The 16,467-nt window shown below is 74.8% G+C and carries 17 protein-coding genes; 7 read left to right on the top strand and 10 right to left on the bottom strand.

The window, feature by feature from the left end:
• The 4 genes from D450_RS30445 to D450_RS0116855 form a co-directional block, all read right to left on the bottom strand.
• On the bottom strand, positions 1–389 hold a 389-nt coding region (locus tag D450_RS30445; RefSeq protein ID WP_152520857.1), incomplete at its 3' end, for a hypothetical protein.
• A gap of 124 nt (positions 390–513) precedes the next feature.
• Complete coding sequence (locus tag D450_RS0116865; RefSeq protein WP_017539834.1) at positions 514–939, bottom strand: PPOX class F420-dependent oxidoreductase; 426 nt, start codon at positions 937–939, stop codon at positions 514–516.
• A gap of 257 nt (positions 940–1,196) precedes the next feature.
• Positions 1,197–2,006 (bottom strand): DUF2786 domain-containing protein, encoded by an 810-nt coding sequence (locus D450_RS0116860; protein WP_051060484.1) that lies wholly within the window; start codon positions 2,004–2,006, stop codon positions 1,197–1,199.
• A 204-nt stretch (positions 2,007–2,210) separates the two neighbouring features.
• Positions 2,211–2,624, bottom strand: coding sequence for a hypothetical protein (locus D450_RS0116855; RefSeq protein WP_017539832.1), 414 nt, complete (start codon positions 2,622–2,624; stop codon positions 2,211–2,213).
• 222 nt (positions 2,625–2,846) lie between these two features.
• Here D450_RS0116855 and D450_RS0116850 point away from each other — a divergent pair, with 222 nt between their 5' ends.
• Positions 2,847–3,653: a PhzF family phenazine biosynthesis protein gene (locus D450_RS0116850; protein ID WP_017539831.1), complete on the top strand. Its 807-nt coding sequence runs from the start codon at positions 2,847–2,849 to the stop codon at positions 3,651–3,653.
• Here the strand turns inward: D450_RS0116850 and D450_RS0116845 are convergent.
• On the bottom strand, positions 3,630–4,484 hold the full coding sequence (locus tag D450_RS0116845) for an NUDIX domain-containing protein (RefSeq protein ID WP_017539830.1): 855 nt from the start codon (positions 4,482–4,484) through the stop codon (positions 3,630–3,632). The two genes, D450_RS0116850 and D450_RS0116845, sit on opposite strands and share 24 nt — an antisense overlap.
• Positions 4,485–4,616: 132 nt before the next feature.
• Between D450_RS0116845 and D450_RS0116840 the strand changes: the two genes are divergently transcribed.
• Positions 4,617–5,969 carry a hypothetical protein gene (locus D450_RS0116840; RefSeq protein WP_017539829.1) on the top strand — a complete coding sequence of 451 codons (1,353 nt, stop codon included), beginning with the start codon at positions 4,617–4,619 and terminating at the stop codon, positions 5,967–5,969.
• Between the two features lie 18 nt (positions 5,970–5,987).
• On the opposite strand, the gene D450_RS0116835 is transcribed toward D450_RS0116840, so the two are convergent.
• The 4 genes from D450_RS0116835 to D450_RS0116820 form a co-directional block, all read right to left on the bottom strand.
• On the bottom strand, positions 5,988–6,650 hold the full coding sequence (locus D450_RS0116835) for a GntR family transcriptional regulator (RefSeq protein WP_026124157.1): 663 nt from the start codon (positions 6,648–6,650) through the stop codon (positions 5,988–5,990).
• Positions 6,651–6,744: 94 nt separating this feature from the next.
• Positions 6,745–7,488, bottom strand: coding sequence for a maleate cis-trans isomerase family protein (locus tag D450_RS0116830; protein WP_017539827.1), 744 nt, complete (start codon positions 7,486–7,488; stop codon positions 6,745–6,747).
• Positions 7,485–8,447: a maleate cis-trans isomerase family protein gene (locus tag D450_RS0116825; RefSeq protein WP_017539826.1), complete on the bottom strand. Its 963-nt coding sequence runs from the start codon at positions 8,445–8,447 to the stop codon at positions 7,485–7,487. Before D450_RS0116825 ends, D450_RS0116830 begins: the two co-directional genes overlap by 4 nt.
• 77 nt (positions 8,448–8,524) lie before the next feature.
• Entirely contained in the window at positions 8,525–9,007 is a 483-nt protein-coding gene (locus tag D450_RS0116820; RefSeq protein ID WP_204366442.1) for a DUF3830 family protein, read from the bottom strand.
• 331 nt (positions 9,008–9,338) lie between these two features.
• Between D450_RS0116820 and D450_RS0116815 the strand changes: the two genes are divergently transcribed.
• The 4 genes from D450_RS0116815 (at position 9,339) to D450_RS0116800 (ending at position 13,149) form a co-directional block, all read left to right on the top strand.
• On the top strand, positions 9,339–10,343 hold the full coding sequence (locus tag D450_RS0116815) for a D-2-hydroxyacid dehydrogenase (RefSeq protein ID WP_017539824.1): 1,005 nt from the start codon (positions 9,339–9,341) through the stop codon (positions 10,341–10,343).
• Between the two features lie 29 nt (positions 10,344–10,372).
• Positions 10,373–11,800 (top strand): amidase, encoded by a 1,428-nt coding sequence (locus D450_RS0116810; protein WP_017539823.1) that lies wholly within the window; start codon positions 10,373–10,375, stop codon positions 11,798–11,800.
• Between the two features lie 261 nt (positions 11,801–12,061).
• Positions 12,062–12,736 (top strand): response regulator, encoded by a 675-nt coding sequence (locus D450_RS0116805; RefSeq protein ID WP_017539822.1) that lies wholly within the window; start codon positions 12,062–12,064, stop codon positions 12,734–12,736.
• 53 nt (positions 12,737–12,789) lie between these two features.
• Positions 12,790–13,149, top strand: coding sequence for a VOC family protein (locus D450_RS0116800; RefSeq protein ID WP_017539821.1), 360 nt, complete (start codon positions 12,790–12,792; stop codon positions 13,147–13,149).
• On the opposite strand, the gene D450_RS0116795 is transcribed toward D450_RS0116800, so the two are convergent.
• Positions 13,089–14,864 (bottom strand): sensor histidine kinase, encoded by a 1,776-nt coding sequence (locus D450_RS0116795; RefSeq protein WP_017539820.1) that lies wholly within the window; start codon positions 14,862–14,864, stop codon positions 13,089–13,091. The two genes, D450_RS0116800 and D450_RS0116795, sit on opposite strands and share 61 nt — an antisense overlap.
• A 250-nt stretch (positions 14,865–15,114) precedes the next feature.
• On the opposite strand from D450_RS0116795, the gene D450_RS0116790 reads away from it, so the two are divergent.
• Positions 15,115–16,317, top strand: a complete 1,203-nt coding sequence (locus D450_RS0116790; protein ID WP_017539819.1) for a hypothetical protein — start codon at positions 15,115–15,117, stop codon at positions 16,315–16,317.
• The last annotated feature ends 150 nt before the right edge of the window (positions 16,318–16,467 follow it).

Genomic DNA, 16,467 nt, shown 5'->3' with positions numbered 1-16,467 from the left:
CCCAGCAGCACCCCCCGGATCGCGATCACGGCGCCCACGCCGGCCGACGCCAGTGCGACGGCTTCGAGGACGAGCAACTGCACCGGCGGCGGGTCGGCCACAACGGGGAAGACCGCGCCGAGGTCGGCCGCGAAGACCGCGATGTAGCCCAGGCTCAGCACCAGCGCCGCCGCGAACACCCAGGGCTGGTCCGCCAGGGAGAACCCGGCGACCACGAAGCTGGCGAGCCCGAGGAGGGTGAGGTAGGCGTTGAACCCGTTGTACTGCCAGCGGGGGAGCGGCGAGAAGTCCCGCGTGTCGATCAGTTTCCCCGGGACCATGGGGATCAGCAGGAGTGCCTCCCAGATCAGGAAGGCCCCGGTCAGGGTCGCCAATAGGGAATGACTCATCACACGCTCCAGGAATGCAGGTCCATCCGTACGTCCGATTTGGATGATAGTCCTGGACGACTGACCAAATCAAGGGCGGACCGCGGGGACGCGGAACGGCCCGCGCCCCGGCCCCCGCGGCGCCTTAGTCGGGGCACCCCTCGTTGCTCGTGATCTCCTCGCGGTCGAAGGGGACGAGTTCGTAGTGGAGGGTGCGGTAGCGCATCAGGCGGTGGGTCGCGGGGACCGCCCAGCGCTGGAGCATCGGGTGGCGGCGGCCCAGGATCAGCGCCGCGTGCCGCGCCTCGGCCTCGTCGAGCAGGCGGACGCGTCCGCGGATCGGCTTGCCGCGGGGTTCGCCGCGGAAGGAGCTGGGGCGCAGGTCCGCGACGGGGTTGCCGCGGAGCCGCTTGGCCTTGCCGGAGTCCTCCCAGGTGCGGAAGATGATCCGTCCGCCGTCGACGGCGATGCTGACCGGGGTGTCCACGCCGGTCACGCCGTCGGACCGGTAGGTGGTGAGCAGCGCCGTCTTGTGGCCGCGGAACGGTTTGAGGAGCGTGGCCGTGTTCATCGAGGATGACTCTCCTTGGGTCCGTTCGTGTACCGACCACCTTCCCAAGGCGGTGACCTGAATCACCTTCGACGCGCCCGGAATCGCGTCGGGGCGGAGGCGGGCGAGGCCGTCCCGGATCGGCCTGAAACGGACGCGAAGCGAGGTTTATCCACAGCGTTGTGTGGTTAGGGGTGCCGCTTCCGGCCCCTATTCACCGGTGCACACGGCCTTGTCCACAGAAACCGGACAACCTGTGGACAACTTCGGCGAACGCCTCAGTCGCTCTCGGGCAGGGACGAGGTCCCGCCGCCTCCGACCGCGGTCTCCATCCCCAGCTGGGCGCTGCGCCCCCGCAGGTACCCGGCGCGCGCCCCGGCCTTGTGGTGGGTGCGCTCCGGGCGGGTCGGCTTGAGCTCGGGGAAGCGCTGCTGGAAGTCCTCCTTGACCCGGTCGACGTCGCTGCGCAGCACCAGCTCCGCGCCGGTCGCCCCGTCGCCCTCGGAACCGGAGGAGGAGCCCGCGCCCCCGCCGGGCGCCGACTCCTCGGCCAGCCGGGCGCGGAACTCGCGGATGCGCTCGGCCACCGCGTAGCCGTAGGCGCGGACGAACGAGCGGTAGAACCGGGTCCGCTCGGTGGCCAGTGTCGACCGGTCCAGGTTGCGCAGCTCGCGCAGGTCGGCGATGTGGTTGCGGGCGGTGAACCGGGCCGAGGCCTCCATCTGCAGGGTGATGGAGGGCAGCAGGACCCGCAGCGAGTCCAGCGCCGAGACGGTTCCGACGATGATCAGGGTGCGCTCGGTGTTGGCGGAGGTGTTGCCGCGCACGGCCGACTGGCAGCCGAAGGCCGCGGCGATCCCGGCCAGCGCCTTGACGCGGGCCTTGCCGTGGCCCCCCGCTCCGGAGACGGGGAAGTCGAGCCGGGAGACCGACTCGGCGTCCTCACCGCGCTGGGCGCGGGCCTCGGCCTCGGCGATGGCGTGCCGGGTCATCAGCTCGGCGGCCTTGGCGGTGAAGGCCTGGCTCTCGGCGTCGGTCACCGACGGGTCCTCGGCCTGGCGCAACAGGTTGCGGACCCGCTCGACCATCTTCTGGCGGGCGTCCTCGGGCTTGTCGGTGGTCAAGAGGCTCCTCTCAGCGGCCTCTACCGAGGTTACCGGCGCCGGGCGGGCGCGGGGGCGCCCGTCCACAGCCTGTGGGGAACGCTCCGCGCGAACGGGGCCTGCGCGAACGAGGCGCCCACGCGTGCCGGGGCCGGGGCGCACCCGCGCCCCGGCCCCGGCACGGCCCGGTTACCGGTTGCCGCCGCCGGCCACGGTGCCGATCAGCCCGAGGACGACCCACAGCAGGGCGACGGTGCCCAGACCCGCGAAGATCGCCGGGAAGAACCCGCCGGTGAACAGGGTGACCAGCGCGATACCCGCGCCGCCCGCGAGGGCCGGCACCCCCGCGAACTTCCACGGGTACTGCCCGGCCCAGCGTCGCGCCCGCCGGTCGCCCTTGCCGCTGATCAGGGCCACGGCCCCGCCGACCAGGGCGAAGAAGAAGATCCCGGTGGTCAGGCCCGAGCCGACCGCCCCCGACCCCAGGTTGAGCAGGAGGGAGATGGCGCCGGTGGTGGCCCCGGCTCCTAGGGCCCACCCCCAGGGCCAGATCATCGTCGCCGAGGCGACGGGAGTGAATGCGTTGCCGCGCTCCAGCGTCATGACTGCTCCTCGCTCGGCGGTGGACCGCCGTACCAGTACCTCTGTCGTCCAGCATGCCCGGGAACGGCCCACCGGCCATCAGGGCCCGTCCCTGACTTACCCCTGAGCCGCCGTGTCCGCACGTGACCGTGGCGCCGGACCGCAGCCGGCCTCAAGGTGGGGAACGAACGGGGGCCCGCCCGAGTGCCCGCGCCCCTCCCGGCCGGGGGTAACGTTCCGCCCATGACCCGGTTCCGTGTCGTGGACGCCTTCACCGATCAGCCCTTCTCCGGGAACCCGGCCGCCGTGATCGCGGTCGACGGGCCCCTGGACGAGGGCTGGGCCCAGCAGGCGGCCGCCGAGTTCAACCTGTCCGAGACGGCCTTCCTCACCCCTGACGGCGGGCTCGGGGCCGACTTCGGCCTGCGCTGGTTCACCCCGTCGGTGGAGGTGGCGCTGTGCGGCCACGCCACCCTCGCCGCCGCGCACGCCCTGTTCCAGGACGGGGCGCAGGGGCCGCTGCGCTTCTCCACCCGGTGGAGCGGGGTGCTCACCGTCGAGCGGCGGGACGGGCGGCTGTGGATGGACTTCCCCGCCAACCCGCCGCAGGAGGCCCCTGCCCCGCCCGGCCTGGCCGACGCCCTGGGCGCCCGCATCGAGCGCGCGGGCACCGCCGGCACCGGCGACCTCATCGTGGAGCTGGCCGACGAGCGGACCGTGCGCGGGCTCGACCCGGTGCCCGCCCGGATGAGCGGCCACGCCGAACGGGGCGTGATCGCCACGGCGCGCGCCGACGAGGGCCGCCCCTACGCCTTCGTCTCCCGCTTCTTCGCGACCGACATCGGCGTGGAAGAGGACCCGGTGACCGGGAGCGCGCACACCGTGCTCGCGCCCTACTGGGCCGAAAGGCTCGGCGGCACCGCCTTCTCGGCCCTGCAGTGCTCCGCGCGCGGCGGGCGGGTCGAGGTCGAGCTTCCGGCGGGAGCGCCCGGGCGGGTGCTCATCGGCGGCTCGGCGGTCACGGTCTCAGAGGGCCACCTGCTGGCCTGACCCGGGCGCGGGCGCGCCGGTGCGCTCCAGCAGCCACTCCGGGGGCGCCGTTCCGGGGCCCCTGGCGCCGGCGACCGTGAGCACCGCGCTCCCGGCGCCGCCGTCCGCGCCGTGCTCGCCCTCCGCGGCGATCCGCACCCCGGGCGCCGGGTCCACCGGAACCGCGGTCTCCAGCCGCACTCGGGGGAACCACCGGTCCAGCGCGGGCAGCCCGAGCCCGCGGGGCAGCTCCGCGGCCGGCAGGCCGTCGCGGGCCAGCCCGGCCAGCGCGTCCCGCAGGGCGGCCGTGCGTTCGGGGGTGGCCGCCGCCCCGGCCCGCTCCAGCACGGGCCCCGCCCGCACCACCAGGTCCAGCCGGGCGGGCAGCGCCGCGCACAGCCGCGGCCAGGTCTGGCCGAAGGCCGGCAGCAGCGGCAGCCCGGGCACCTCCTCCAGCCGGACCCAGCGCACCGCCTCGCTCTCGGCGTTGCCGGGGGCGTACTCCCCCGCGCGCGGCGCGGCGGCCAGCACCGTGTCGTAGTGCCAGAGGGACGACCCGGCCCGGTGCACCCCGGTCACCTCGATCGCGTCCAGCTCCCCGGCGACCTCCTCGCCGAACTCGCGCAGCGCCGCGTCGACGGCGCTCTCCCCGCTGTCCAGGGCGCCGCCGGGCAGGCCCCAGGTGCCGCCCTGGTGGGTCCAGGCCGCGCGGTGCTGCAGCAGTACGCACCGCCCGCCGCGCGGGTCGGGCGCGTGCAGCAGCAGCCCCGCCGCGCCGTACCGCCCCCACCGGCGGGTGCCGTCCGGCATCTCGACCCAGCCGTCGCCGTCGCCCTTGGCCCCTGCGCTCATCCGCGCCTCCCGTCGCCGTCAACGCCGTCCCCCCTGTTCCTACCGCACGCGGGGCGGGCCGCGCGGCCGACTCCGGCCATGGGCCCCGCGGTGAGGTGCCGCGTCACCCGGCCCGGATAGGATTCTCCGGCCATGAGAAGACCGGCCGCTTTCGCCGCGCGACTGCCCCTGTACACCCTCGACCTCGTGAGGCGGTACTGGGCTCCGCTGCTGTGCGTCTGGCTGGTCGGCGACATCGCCTACCGGCTGCTGCTGCGCGGGATGGCCGCGGCCGCGGCCATCGAGCCCATGCTGGGCTACCTCGCACTGGGCCTGCTGCTGCTGGTGCAGCTGGCGACCTACATCGTCATGTTCCACCTGCTGCGCCCGGCGCTTCCCACGGTGGACGCCGAGTACCGGCGGGTGCGCGCGGGGGTGCTGCGCAGGACCGCCGAGCGCGGCAACGCGGTCCTGGCCGAGCGCACCATCGTGGACGCCATCGCGATGGCGATCCTGCCGTTCCTGATCTTCTACAGCGCCTGGGACCTCTACGTCGAGGAGTACCGCAAGCTCACCATCGCCTCGGTGAACCAGGAGGGCCTGGACGTCCTGCTGGACATGGGCGCCATCGACAAGCTCGGCCCGATGGTGCTCATCGCGCTCGCCGCGTTCGGGCTCAGGGCGCTGTGCGAGCACTTCTACGACAAGAACGACGGCAAGGTGCTGGGGCTGGCCACCGCCCTGTTCGAGGCCACCTGGATGTTCCTGGGCACCTTCACGGTGGTGGCGGCCTTCACCGACTTCTGGAAGTGGGCCAAGGCCCGCGCCGCCTGGGCGGCCGTGCAGAACCAGATCGACGGGGCGGTGGCCTGGGTCGGCGCGCAGCTCGGGGTCGACCTGCAGGACCTGCTGCTGCAGGCCTACCGGACGATGGGCAGCACCTGGGCGATCTTCAAGGACGGGTTCCTCCAGCCCCTGGTCTGGCTGACCATCACGGCGGTCGTCTTCGGCGCCCAGATGGACCGCTACAGCGGCCTGTTCCGCGGCAACGGCAGGACCGCGCGCCTGGAGCGGGCGCTGACCTCGGCCAAGGGGCCGATCGCCGCGGTGCGCGGGTGGCTGCGCAAGGACGCCGGGGACAAGTACATCCCCTTCATCAACGCCTTCAAGTTCATCCTGAGCGTCAGCCCGGTCTTCTACCTGTCCTTCTCGCTGTACTACGTGCTCGTCCTGCTGGGCACCGAATGGCTCGAACGCGGCGTGTACCTGTTCCTGGGCCCCGCCGACTGGCACCTGTGGTTCCCCTGGCTGGAGCCCGTGGGCGTGGTGAGCCGCCTGCTCCAGGACCTGCTGCGGATCTGCCTGCTCGCGGCCGCCTTCGAGCTGATCCTGTTCAAGGTGGGCGGGGAGAGCACCGGACGGCGGGCGCGCCGGGCGGCGCGCCCGCCGTCCGCCCCGGCGCCCCCGGCGCCCCCGGCGCCTCCCCCCTCCGCGCCGGTGCGCTGAGACCGGTGCGCCGAGGGGTCAGGAGCCGCCGTTCACCCGCTCGACGGTGTCGAGCATGTGCGCCGAGATCAGCTCCAGCAGCAGCTCCTCGTCGCCGTCGGCGATGGCGTCCAGCAGCTTGCGGTGCTCCTCGACGAGCTCGTCCGGCTCGGGGTAGGTGCGCTGCATCACCGTCAGGCACATCCGCGTCTCCACCAGCAGCGTCTGGGCCATGCGCTCCAGCCGGGAGTTGCCCGAGCAGCTGACCAGCGCCTGGTGGAAGGCCTGGTCGGCGTCGCTCATCGCGGCCCGGTCGCCGGTGGCGGCCGCCTCCTCCAGCGCGGCCAGCGCCGCGGTGAGGCGGGCCAGCGCCTCGCCCCGGTTGCCCCGCATGATCAGCTCGCACGAGGTCCGCTCGACCGCGAGCCGGGCCACGTAGACGTCGCGCACGTCCTCGGGGGCCAGCTCGCGTACGAACAGGCCCCGGTGCCGCTCGCTGCGCAGCAGCCCCTCCTGGACCAGCCGCTGCATGGCCTCGCGCAGCGGCCCGCGGCTGACGCCCAGGCGGTTGGCCAGGTCGGTCTCGCCCAGCTGGTCGCCGGGGGACAGGGAGCCGTACATGATCGCCTCGCGCAGCTGGTCGGCGATCAGCTCGGAGGTCGATCTCCTCGGCACGGGATGGAGTTGTCCTGGGGAGGTCATGGCATGTGTTCACCTCGCTCGGGGGTGCGGCCGCCCGGCGGGCGGCCGCACCTGTGCGCACGTTCCGTGCGTCGCACCTTACGTCCGCTGCACCTTATGTCCGCTGTGCGGCCGCTTCGGCCGCTCCGACCCGGAACAGCCGGCCCAGGCCCTCGCGCGGGGCGGTGTCGCCGGCCAGGCGCAGTCCCTGCCACACGCTCACCTGGTTGGCGGTCAGCACCGTCTTGCCGAGCCGCTCCTCCAGGGCGTCCAGCACACCGGCGGTGTGCAGTGCGGTGTCGGGCACCAGCACCGCCTCGGCGTCCGGGTGGTCGCCGGCGGCGGCGAACTCCAGCACCTCGGCCGGCGGCAGGGTGCCCACCTCGGCCGCGGTGACGATGCCCCGCCCCGCCCAGGCCTCCACCGCGATCCCGGCCTGCCCCAGGAAGGCGGCGAACCGCTCGGCGACGTCGTCGGGGTAGGTCGCCGCGACGGCGACCCGGGAGTGCCCCAGCGCGCGCACCGCGTCGACGAACGCGAACGAGGTGCTGGAGGAGGGGCAGCCTGCCTCCCGGCCCACCGCCTCGGCCTGCTCGGCGGCACCCTCCCAGCCGAAGACGAAGCTTCCGCTGGTACAGGCCCACACCGCCGAGTCGGCGCCCAGGGCGCGCAGCTCGCGCGCGCCCTCGGCCAGCACCTCCCCCGAGCCGACGTCCAGAAGCGCGTCCACCCGGTGGGCGTCCTCGCGCATGAGGGTGTGCACCACGCGCAGCTCGGTCCCGGGCCCGAGCATCCCGGCGAACACCGGGTAGTCGTCCTCGGCGCTGTGGCCGGGGTAGAGGAATCCCGCGATGGTCATGTCCGTGCCGACCGCCTCTCCGTGCTGGGCGTGCCCCGTCCGCCGCCGGCCGCCGGGCGCTCGCGCGGTGCCGTCGCCTCCACCAGGTGCTGTCCGGCGCCGACCGGGTGCCGGCCGACCGCCTTCAGCGCGGCCCACATGGTCACCTGGTTGGCCGCCAGCACCGGCTTGCCCAGCATGCGCTCCAGCGGCGCGATGATGTCGTAGGTCAGAACGTTGGTGCAGCTGATGTAGACCGCCTCGGCCTCGGGCCGGTCCGCGCTGCGCACGGCCTCGACCACCTCGGCGTAGGAGACCTTCCAGATGTGGTCGAGCAGCCCCAGCCCCACCGCCGAGACCGCGTCGGCGCCGTGCTCGCCGAGGAAGGCCACCAGGCGCTCGGTGACGCTGTCCACGTACGGGGTGACCACGGCGATCCGGCGGGCCCCGACGGCCTCCAGCGCCTCGACGGTCGCACCGGAGGTGGTGACCGCCGCGGGCGCGCCGGCGTCCAGGATGGCCTGGCGCAGCCGCCGCTGCCCCTGGGCCCCGTGCACGAAGCTGCCCGAGGCGCACGCGTACCCCACGACCAGGGGCTCGGGCGCCAGCAGGTCGCGGGTGGCGCGCGCCGCGCCCTCGCCGTCGCTGAGCGCCGAGGCCTGGTCGACGGTCACCGGCACGGGCACGAACGGCAGCCGGGTGACGTACAGGGAGACGTCGTCCGGGGCCCAGCGCCACAGCTCGCGGTCGAGCGCGAAGTCGTAGGGGGCGATCACGCCCACCCCCGACTGGGACGGGGTCTCTGCCACCGCCGAGATCTCCACCAGCCCCTCCGCCGTCCTGCGGTCGGGCAGGAAGCCCCGCTCGCCCAGCAGCGACAGCGACGCGTTCCTCTCGGCCTCGGGGCCGCGCGCCGCATCGGGCGGCCCTCCGCGCCCGCCTCCGCAGTCCGGGCCGCCGGTGCTGTGATCGGTCCGCATTGGTCACTCACCTCCTTCTCTCTTCTCTCCGCATCTCGGATCCGGCCGCAGTCCCCTCGCCGGTCCCAGGGGGCCGCTCAGCGCTCCAGCCGGCGGTAGACGAGCCGCTCCCCGGCGCCGCCCGACCGCCACACGTCGTTGCAGGCCTCGGCCATCCGGTCCAGGCCCTCGACGATGCCCGCGAACACGTTCCCGGGGACCCAGCCGACGTCCCCGTTGAGCAGCAGGTTGTTGCGCCCGTAGAAGATCGCCAGGTCGATCACGCCCGGGAGGTCGTCGATGCCCTTCTCCTCCTTGAAGCGGCGGTCGAGCATGCCGCCGTTGAAGGAGAAGTAGACGACGTCGCCGGGGATGGGGGTGACGGTCGGGTTCTCCTGGCCGGGCTCCTCCTCGGCGAAGCGCGGGACCATCGTGTACACCTCGTTGCGGGCGTACTTGGCGTGGTAGGCGTCGCCGCCCTGGGGGAGGGCGTTCCACACGGCCTGGCAGGTGCGGGGGGCGTCCTTGTCGTAGAGCTCGGCGACGCACTCCACGCCGCGCTTCTCCAGAGTGATGGACATGTACCGGGGCATCGAGGCATCGGCCCTTTCGTCGCGGTGGGTGCGGCGCGGGACCGGGGCCGCCGTGCTCAGTGCGGCCGCGGCTCCGGGACAGGTGGTCCATCATCCGCCGATTGTCGACAATCATACGATCGTGGCGCCCGGGACATCAATGACGGCGGGGGCGGCGGGTCATCCGGGCGCCGCTTCGGGGACCGGCCCGTCGATTGTTGACAATCCTAGGGGCGGTCCCTAGCGTTTCAAACGCTGCGCGGCACCCGTGATCGCCCACCGGAGCGGCCGGGTAGGGGAGCAGCGAGACGACCCGACCGTTGATTCCGGAGCCGCCCCCGTGTCCACAGCCGACCCCTCCGCGCCCGCCCTCGTCGTCCTGCACGGCGGGGAGACGCCCCCCGGCCGCGAGCGCATCGACCACCACCCCGGCCTGGCCGAGGTCCGCTACGCCACCGCCGAGCAGCTGCCCGAGGCACTGCCCGGAGCCCGGGTGCTGCTGGTGTGGGACCTGTTCACCGAGGCGCTGACCGACGCCTGGGACAAGGCCGACGCACTGGAGTGGGTGCACGCCGCCACCACCGGGGTGGACAACCTGATGTTCCCCGGGCTGGTCGCGAGCGAGGCGGTGGTGACCAACTCGCGCGGCGTCTTCGAGGGGCCCATCGCCGAGACCGTGCTCGGCCTGGTCCTGTCCTTCGCCAAGGACCTGCACGGCAGCCGCGACCTGCAGCACGCGCACACCTGGAGGTGGCGCGAGAGCGAGCGGATCGAGGGCCGCACCGCGCTGGTGGTGGGCACCGGGCCGATCGGCCGCGCCATCGCCCGCCTGCTGCGCGCCGCGGGCCTGGAGGTCACCGGCGCCGGGCGCACCCCCCGCACCGGCGACCCCGACTTCGGCACCGTGGTCGGTGCCGACCCCGCCGCCCCGGGCGGCATCGCCGAGGAGCTGGGCCGCACGGACTACGCCGTGGTCGCCGCGCCGCTCACCGACGCCACCCGGGGCCTGTTCGACGCCGGCCTGCTGGCCCGGATGAAGCCCACCGCCCGGCTGATCAACGTCGCGCGCGGCCCCATCGTCGTCGAGGAGGACCTGGTGCGCGCCCTGCGCGAGGGGACCATCGCCGGCGCCGCCCTGGACGTGTTCGCCACCGAGCCGCTGCCGGACTCCTCGCCGCTGTGGGACCTGCCCCAGGCGATCGTGCTGCCGCACATGTCCGGCGACGTCGTGGGCTGGAAGGACGACCTGGTCCGGGTCTTCCTGGACAACCTCGACCGCCGTCTGCGCGGCGAGGAGCTGCGCAACGTCGTGGACAAGGCGCGGGGGTACGTCCCGCACGGGTAGAGACGCGGGTAGAGACGGAAGGGACAGCCATGACGACCAGGCACGAGGGGGAGGCGGTGGACCGGGGCGCGCCCGCGGACCTGACCGCCGCCGACCTGCTGGAGGGGTACGCCCGCGGCGGCCCCACCCCGGTGGAGGCGGTGGAGTCGGTGCTGGCGCGCATCGACCGCGAGGACCCGGCGCTGAACGCCTTCTGCGCGGTCCACGCCGACGAGGCGCGCGAGCAGGCCCGGGCCTCGGCCGAGCGGTGGGCGCGCGGGGAGCCGGCCGGCCCGCTGGACGGTGTGCCGGTCGCGGTCAAGGACGTGCACCTGATGCGCGGCCACCCCACCCGGCGCGGCTCGCACACGGCCGGCGCGCACGGCCCCTTCACCGAGGACTCGCCCGCGGTGGCCCGGCTGCGCGAGTCCGGGGCGGTGTTCACCGGCAAGACCACCACCCCCGAGATCGCCTGGAAGGGCGTGACGGACTCCCCGCTGACCGGCGTCACCCGCAACCCGTGGGACCTGTCGCGCACCCCCGGCGGGTCGAGCGGCGGCGCGGCGGCCGCGGTCGCCGCCGGCATGGGGCCGCTGGCGACCGGCACCGACGGCGGCGGGTCGGTGCGCATCCCGGCCTCCTTCACCGGCGTCTACGCGCTCAAGCCCACCTGGGGGCGGGTGCCGCACTACCCGGCCAGCGCCTTCGGCAGCCTCGCGCACACCGGGCCGATCACCCGCACCGTCACCGACGCCGCCCTGATGATGGACGTGATCAGCCGGCCCGACGCGCGGGACTGGGGCGCCATGCCGCCCCCGGCCGAGTCGTTCGCCGAGGCGGTGGCCGCCGCGGACGTGCGCGGCCTGCGCGTGGCCTACAGCCCCGCCCTGTGGGGGATCGGCGTCGACCCCGAGGTGGCCCGGCTGTGCGAGCGGGCGGCGGAGGCCTTCGAGGAGCTCGGGGCGCATGTGGAGCGGGAGGACCCGCCGATCGCCGACTGCCGCGAGGAGTTCGAGGTCCTCTGGTACAGCGGCGCGGCCAAGGCCATGGAGGGCACGTCCGAGGAGGACGCCGCGCGCGTCGACCCCGGGCTGTTGGAGATCGTCGAGCAGGGGCGGCGGTACAGCGCGGTGGACTACCTGCGCGCCACCGCGGTGCGGATGGCGCTGGGCGAGGCGATGGGGCTCTTCCACCAGCGCTACGACCTGCTGCTGACGCCCGCGATGCCGATCGCCGCCTTCGAGGCGGGCCTGGAGGTGCCCCCGGGCTCGCAGGACCCGCGCTGGACCTCCTGGGCGGGGTTCAGCTACCCGTTCAACATGACCTCCCAGCCGGCGGCGAGCGTGCCGTGCGGGCTGACCGGCGACGGCCTGCCGGTGGGGCTGCAGATCGTCGGCCCCCGGCACGCCGACGGCCGCGTCCTCGCGGCGTCCCGCGCCTTCGAGGAGGCGCGCCCCTGGCCCTCGCTGGTGGTCTGAGCGCACAGGGCGCACCCGGCGCACCCGGAGTCCCGGCCCCCGCGCGGCCTCCCCTCAGGGGGCCGTGCGGGGGCCGACGTGTCCGGATCCGGTGCGTCCGGGCTGCCCCGGTCCGTAAGACTTGAGAGGTTCGGGACCTTGGGCCTTGCCCATTGATGCCCTTCGGCGGACGCGCGTCTCGGAGGGGGTAATACCGTCGTTTGCGTCGAATCCGCAGCGACGCGCGTCCGGGGCTCCCGGACGCTCCGGGGAGGGGAGCCTATGGCGCCGGGTGCCGCGACGAAACCGATCAAGGTGTTCCTCGTCGACGACCACGAGGTGGTTCGCAGGGGTGTGGCGGCACTCCTGGACGGTGAGGAGGACATGAAGGTGGTCGGCGAGGCCGGCACCGCCGAGCAGGCCCTGGCCCGCATCCCCGCCGCCTCGCCGGACGTGGCCGTGCTGGACGTGCGCCTGCCCGGGGGCTCGGGCGTGGGCGTGTGCCGGGAGATCCGCTCGGACCGCCCCGAGATCGCCTGCCTGATGCTCACCTCCTTCGCCGACGACGAGGCGCTGTTCGAGGCCGTGATGGCGGGCGCCGCCGGGTACGTGCTCAAGCAGATCCACGGCGCCGACCTGGTGGGGGCGGTGCGCACGGTGGCCGGCGGCGGGTCGCTGCTGGACCCGGGCAGCACCGGGCGGGTGATGGAGCGCCTGCGCAGCAACCCGCCGCGCCCCGACCCGCTGGCCGAGCTGAGCCCCCAGGAGCGCCAGATCCTCGACCTGATCGGCGAGGGGCTGACCAACCGGCAGATCGGCGAGCGGCTCTACCTGGCGGAGAAGACCGTCAAGAACTACGTGTCGAGCCTGCTGTCCAAGCTCGACCTGAAGCGCCGCACCCAGGCGGCCGTCCTGGTCGCCGAGCTCCGCACCCGCGGGCGGTCGAGCTTCGAGTAGGCGCGGGCCGGCCCCGGTCCCGCGAGGAGCCCCGGGGCCGGTAGCCTCCCGCCATGCCAACTGCCGCCCTGGACCAGATCGTCGTCAATTCCGCCGCGCCGGCGGACCTCGCCCGCTTCTGGGCCTGGCTCCTCGGGGCCGAGCAGGTCGACCGCGCCGACGGGTGGTCCTTCCTGCCCGCCGCAGCGGGGCGGCCGCGCATCTCCTTCCAGCCCGATCCGGACCCCGCCGAAGGGCGGTTCCGGTTCCACCTGGACGTGCGGGTCGAGGACATCGCCGCGGTCGCGCGCGCGGCGCGGGAGAAGGGGGCCGCCGTCGAGGGCCCGGTCGTCACCGACGCGCAGGGAGCCTTTCAGCGCATGGCCGACCCCGAGGGGAACGTGTTCTGCCTGACCTCTCCCTCTTCGTCCTGAGGGGCGGGGGCCTGGCCCTCCTCGTCGGGCAGGGGCACGCTCCACCGCAGCAGGGTGCCGCCGGCCAGGCTGGGCTCGGCGCTGAACGTGCCGCCCAGGCTCGTTGCGCGCTCCTCCAGGTTGCGCAGTCCGCTGCGCCGCCCGCACGGCTCGATGCCCTTGCCGTTGTCGCTCACGTGCAGCGTGACGTGGGTGTCCACGTCCACCGACACGTGCACCTCGGTGGCGTGCGCGTGCCGCGCCACGTTGGACAGGGCCTCGCCCAGCACCGCCAGCAGCTGCTCGCCGACCTTCTCGGGCACCGAGGCGTCGATCGGCCCCTCCAGCCGCACGCCCGGCTGGCAGCCCAGTGACCGGGCCGCCCCCTCGGCCGCGTCCAGGATCCGCCCGCGCAGCGAGGTGTCGTTGCAGGCCGGCGGGGTCTGCAGGGCGAACACCGTGGAGCGGATCTCCCGGATGGTCTCGTCCAGGTCGTCGATGGTGTGCTGGATCCGGTCCCGCGCCTGCGGGGCCTCCACCAGCCGCAGCGTGCTCATCAGGGTCATCGCCGAGGCGAACATCCGCTGGATGACCACGTCGTGCAGGTCCTTGGCGATGCGGTCGCGGTCCTCCAGCACGACCAGCCGCTCGGCGTCCCGCCGGGCCTCGGCCAGCTCCAGGGCGACCGCCGCCTGCCCGGCGAAGGCGTCGATCATGTGCCGGGTCGTGGCGCCGAAGGGGGAGCTCACCCCCTTCTTGGCGAGCAGCAGCACGCCGCGGGTGCGGTCCGGGGTGCCCAGCGGTACCAGCAGCCCCGGGCCGAAGCCGCGGTGGGTGAGCATGGGGCAGTCGGCGTGCCGCAGGTCCGGGATGGTGACCGCCTCGCCGTGCCGGTACACCGCGCCGCACGCGGTCTGGGACACCGTCAGCGGCGTGCCCAGGATCTGCCCGGCCACCGGGCCGTCGGCGATCTGGGCGATGAGCTCGCGGCCGCGGGGGTCGGGCAGCAGCACCACGGCGATGTCGGCCCCGGCCATCTCCCGGGAGTTGCGGGCCAGCAGGCCCAGCACGTCGTGCGGGTCCTCGCCGGACAGCAGCCGGGTGGTGATGTCGGTGGAGGCCGACAGCCACCGCTCCCTGCGCCGGGTCTCCTCGTACAGCCGGGCGTTCTCGATCGCCACGCCGGCGGCGGTGGCCAGCGCGGTCACCACGGCCTCGTCGTCCTCGTCGAACTGGCCGGCGCCGCGCTTCTCGGTGAGGTACAGGTTGCCGAACACCTCGTCGCGCACCTGGATCGGGACGCCCAGGAAGGACCGCATCGGCGGGTGGCCGTCGGGGAAGCCGTGCCGCCCGGGGTGGCGGGACAGGTCGCCGAGGCGGAGCGCGCGCCGCTCGCGGGTGGGCTCGGCCAGCAGCCCCTCGCCGTGCGGGAACCGGCTCACCCGGGAGGCCTGCTCCTCGGTCAGCCCCACCGGGATGAACTCGCTGAACCGGCCGTCCTCCCCGATGACCCCCAGACCGGCGTACCGGGCGTCCACCAGGTCGGCCGCGGCCTGGGTGAGCCGTCGCAGCACGGTGCCCAGGTCGAGCTCGCGGCCGATGGACAGCACGGCCTCAAGCAGCGAGTGCACGCGGTCGCGGCTGCTCAGCTCGGTCTGCAGCCGGGCGTTGAGCTCGGCGAGGAGCTCGTCCAGGCTGGTCCGAGGGCGCGGTGTTGCTTCGGGGAGTTCGGTCACGGGTCCTACCTCCGACCGTCACGCTGGCGTTGCGGCTCGCTTCCCACCGTGAAAATTACCGGTATTCCGTGACGGAGCGTCCCCGCGGGAGGGATCGAGGACCCTTCCCGTGGTCGAACGGGAGGGAGAAAATCGGAGTTCTCGGTTGTCCGTATAGGGGGTCATGCTACGGTCGCTCCAGATCCGGGCGCCCCTGCGGCCCTGGGTCCGTTCGACCGTCGTCCTTCCCTCCGCGAAACGAGGACCCGCGATGCGCCGCACGGAAAGGCCGGGACGCGCGAAGCGCGCGCTGGTCGCCGTGCGCTCGGGCGCCGCGGGAACCGCGCGCAGGGGTCTGATCGTCGCCGGTTTCGCGGCGGCCGCCTGGCTGGCGGGCTCCGCCGCGGCCTCGGCCGACGAGGGGCCCGGCAAGGGCGGTCCGGTGGGTCCCGTCGCCGGAGGCGGCGCCGGTGCGTCCGCCCCCGCGGTTCCGGGGGGCGGGGAAACGGCGCGGCAGGAGCCCGCGCCCGCACCCGAGCCGAAGCCCGAGGTGCGGCCCGAGACCGCTTCGCAGGGGTCCACTCCGCAGAATCCCGTTCAGCAGGATGCCGCTCCGCAGGGCCGTTCTCCCCAGGGGGCTTCCGGCTCCGGCGACTCTGCCGGAAAGGCGGCCCCGAAGGCGGCCCCGAAGGAATCCCCGCGAGAGTCGTCGAAGCCGGCCTCGGACGAGACGTCCCGCCAGTCCGACCGCTCTGGCCGCTCTGAGCGCTCCGACCGCTCCGGCGGCGAGCAGCGCGGGCCGGTCACCGGCACCGCCCGGTCGGCCGTCTCGGCGGTCGGCGGCGTCGCGGGACTCGGCTCCGGGGACGAGCGCGCCGACGGCGCCGAGGGCGCGGCCGCTGCCGCCTCCGGCAAGGGCCGGGGCGCGGGCCGCGGCGCCGACCGGCTCCTGGACGGCTTCATGGGGCACGGCGGACCCGGCGCCGCCTTCGGCGCCTCCGACGTGCCGGGCGTTCCTGGCAAGGCCTTCGGCCTGGCCCGGGGCGACGCGAACGGCACCGCCGGCGAGCGGTCCGGCACGGACACCGACGAGCCCGCCGACGACGGGCGCGCCGACACCGGCGGCGACGGCGGGGCCCAGGCCTCCGCCGACCGGCCGCGGACCGGGCCCGCCCGCCACCACGCACCCGGCGCCGCCGTCCCCGCACCGGGGGACGCGGGCGCCGCGGCCGCGGAGGACGCCGTCCCCGCCGCCGATGACACCGGGGCCGAGCGCGGCGCGCCCGCCGCCCACCAGGCCTCCCCGCTGGCCGTCGGCGCCTCGGCGTCCGGCGGCGCCCCGCCCGCCGTCGCGGGCTACCTTCCCGCGGCCGTCGCGCCGCGTCCCTCGGTCGGCCTCCCCGGCACCCCCGGCGCCCCCGCGGCGGCGGTGCCCCAGGACCCCGCCGACGAGCCGGGCGTCTCCCCGGACTAGCGCCGCCGTCCACCGGGCCGTGTCGCCCGAGCCGCCCGCGCCGCGTGCGCGGACGCTCCGCACACGGCGTCCCGGCGCCTTCCTCGGCACCGCACCGCCCTTCACGTCCCAGTGCCCGTGAGCCCTGGGGGCCGACGTGAGCTCCTCCCG

It is taken from the genome of Nocardiopsis halophila DSM 44494 (assembly GCF_000341245.1).
Lineage (GTDB): Bacteria > Actinomycetota > Actinomycetes > Streptosporangiales > Streptosporangiaceae > Nocardiopsis_A > Nocardiopsis_A halophila.
Note: the sequence above shows the minus strand (reverse complement) of the source record. Positions and strands in the feature narration are given on the sequence as shown.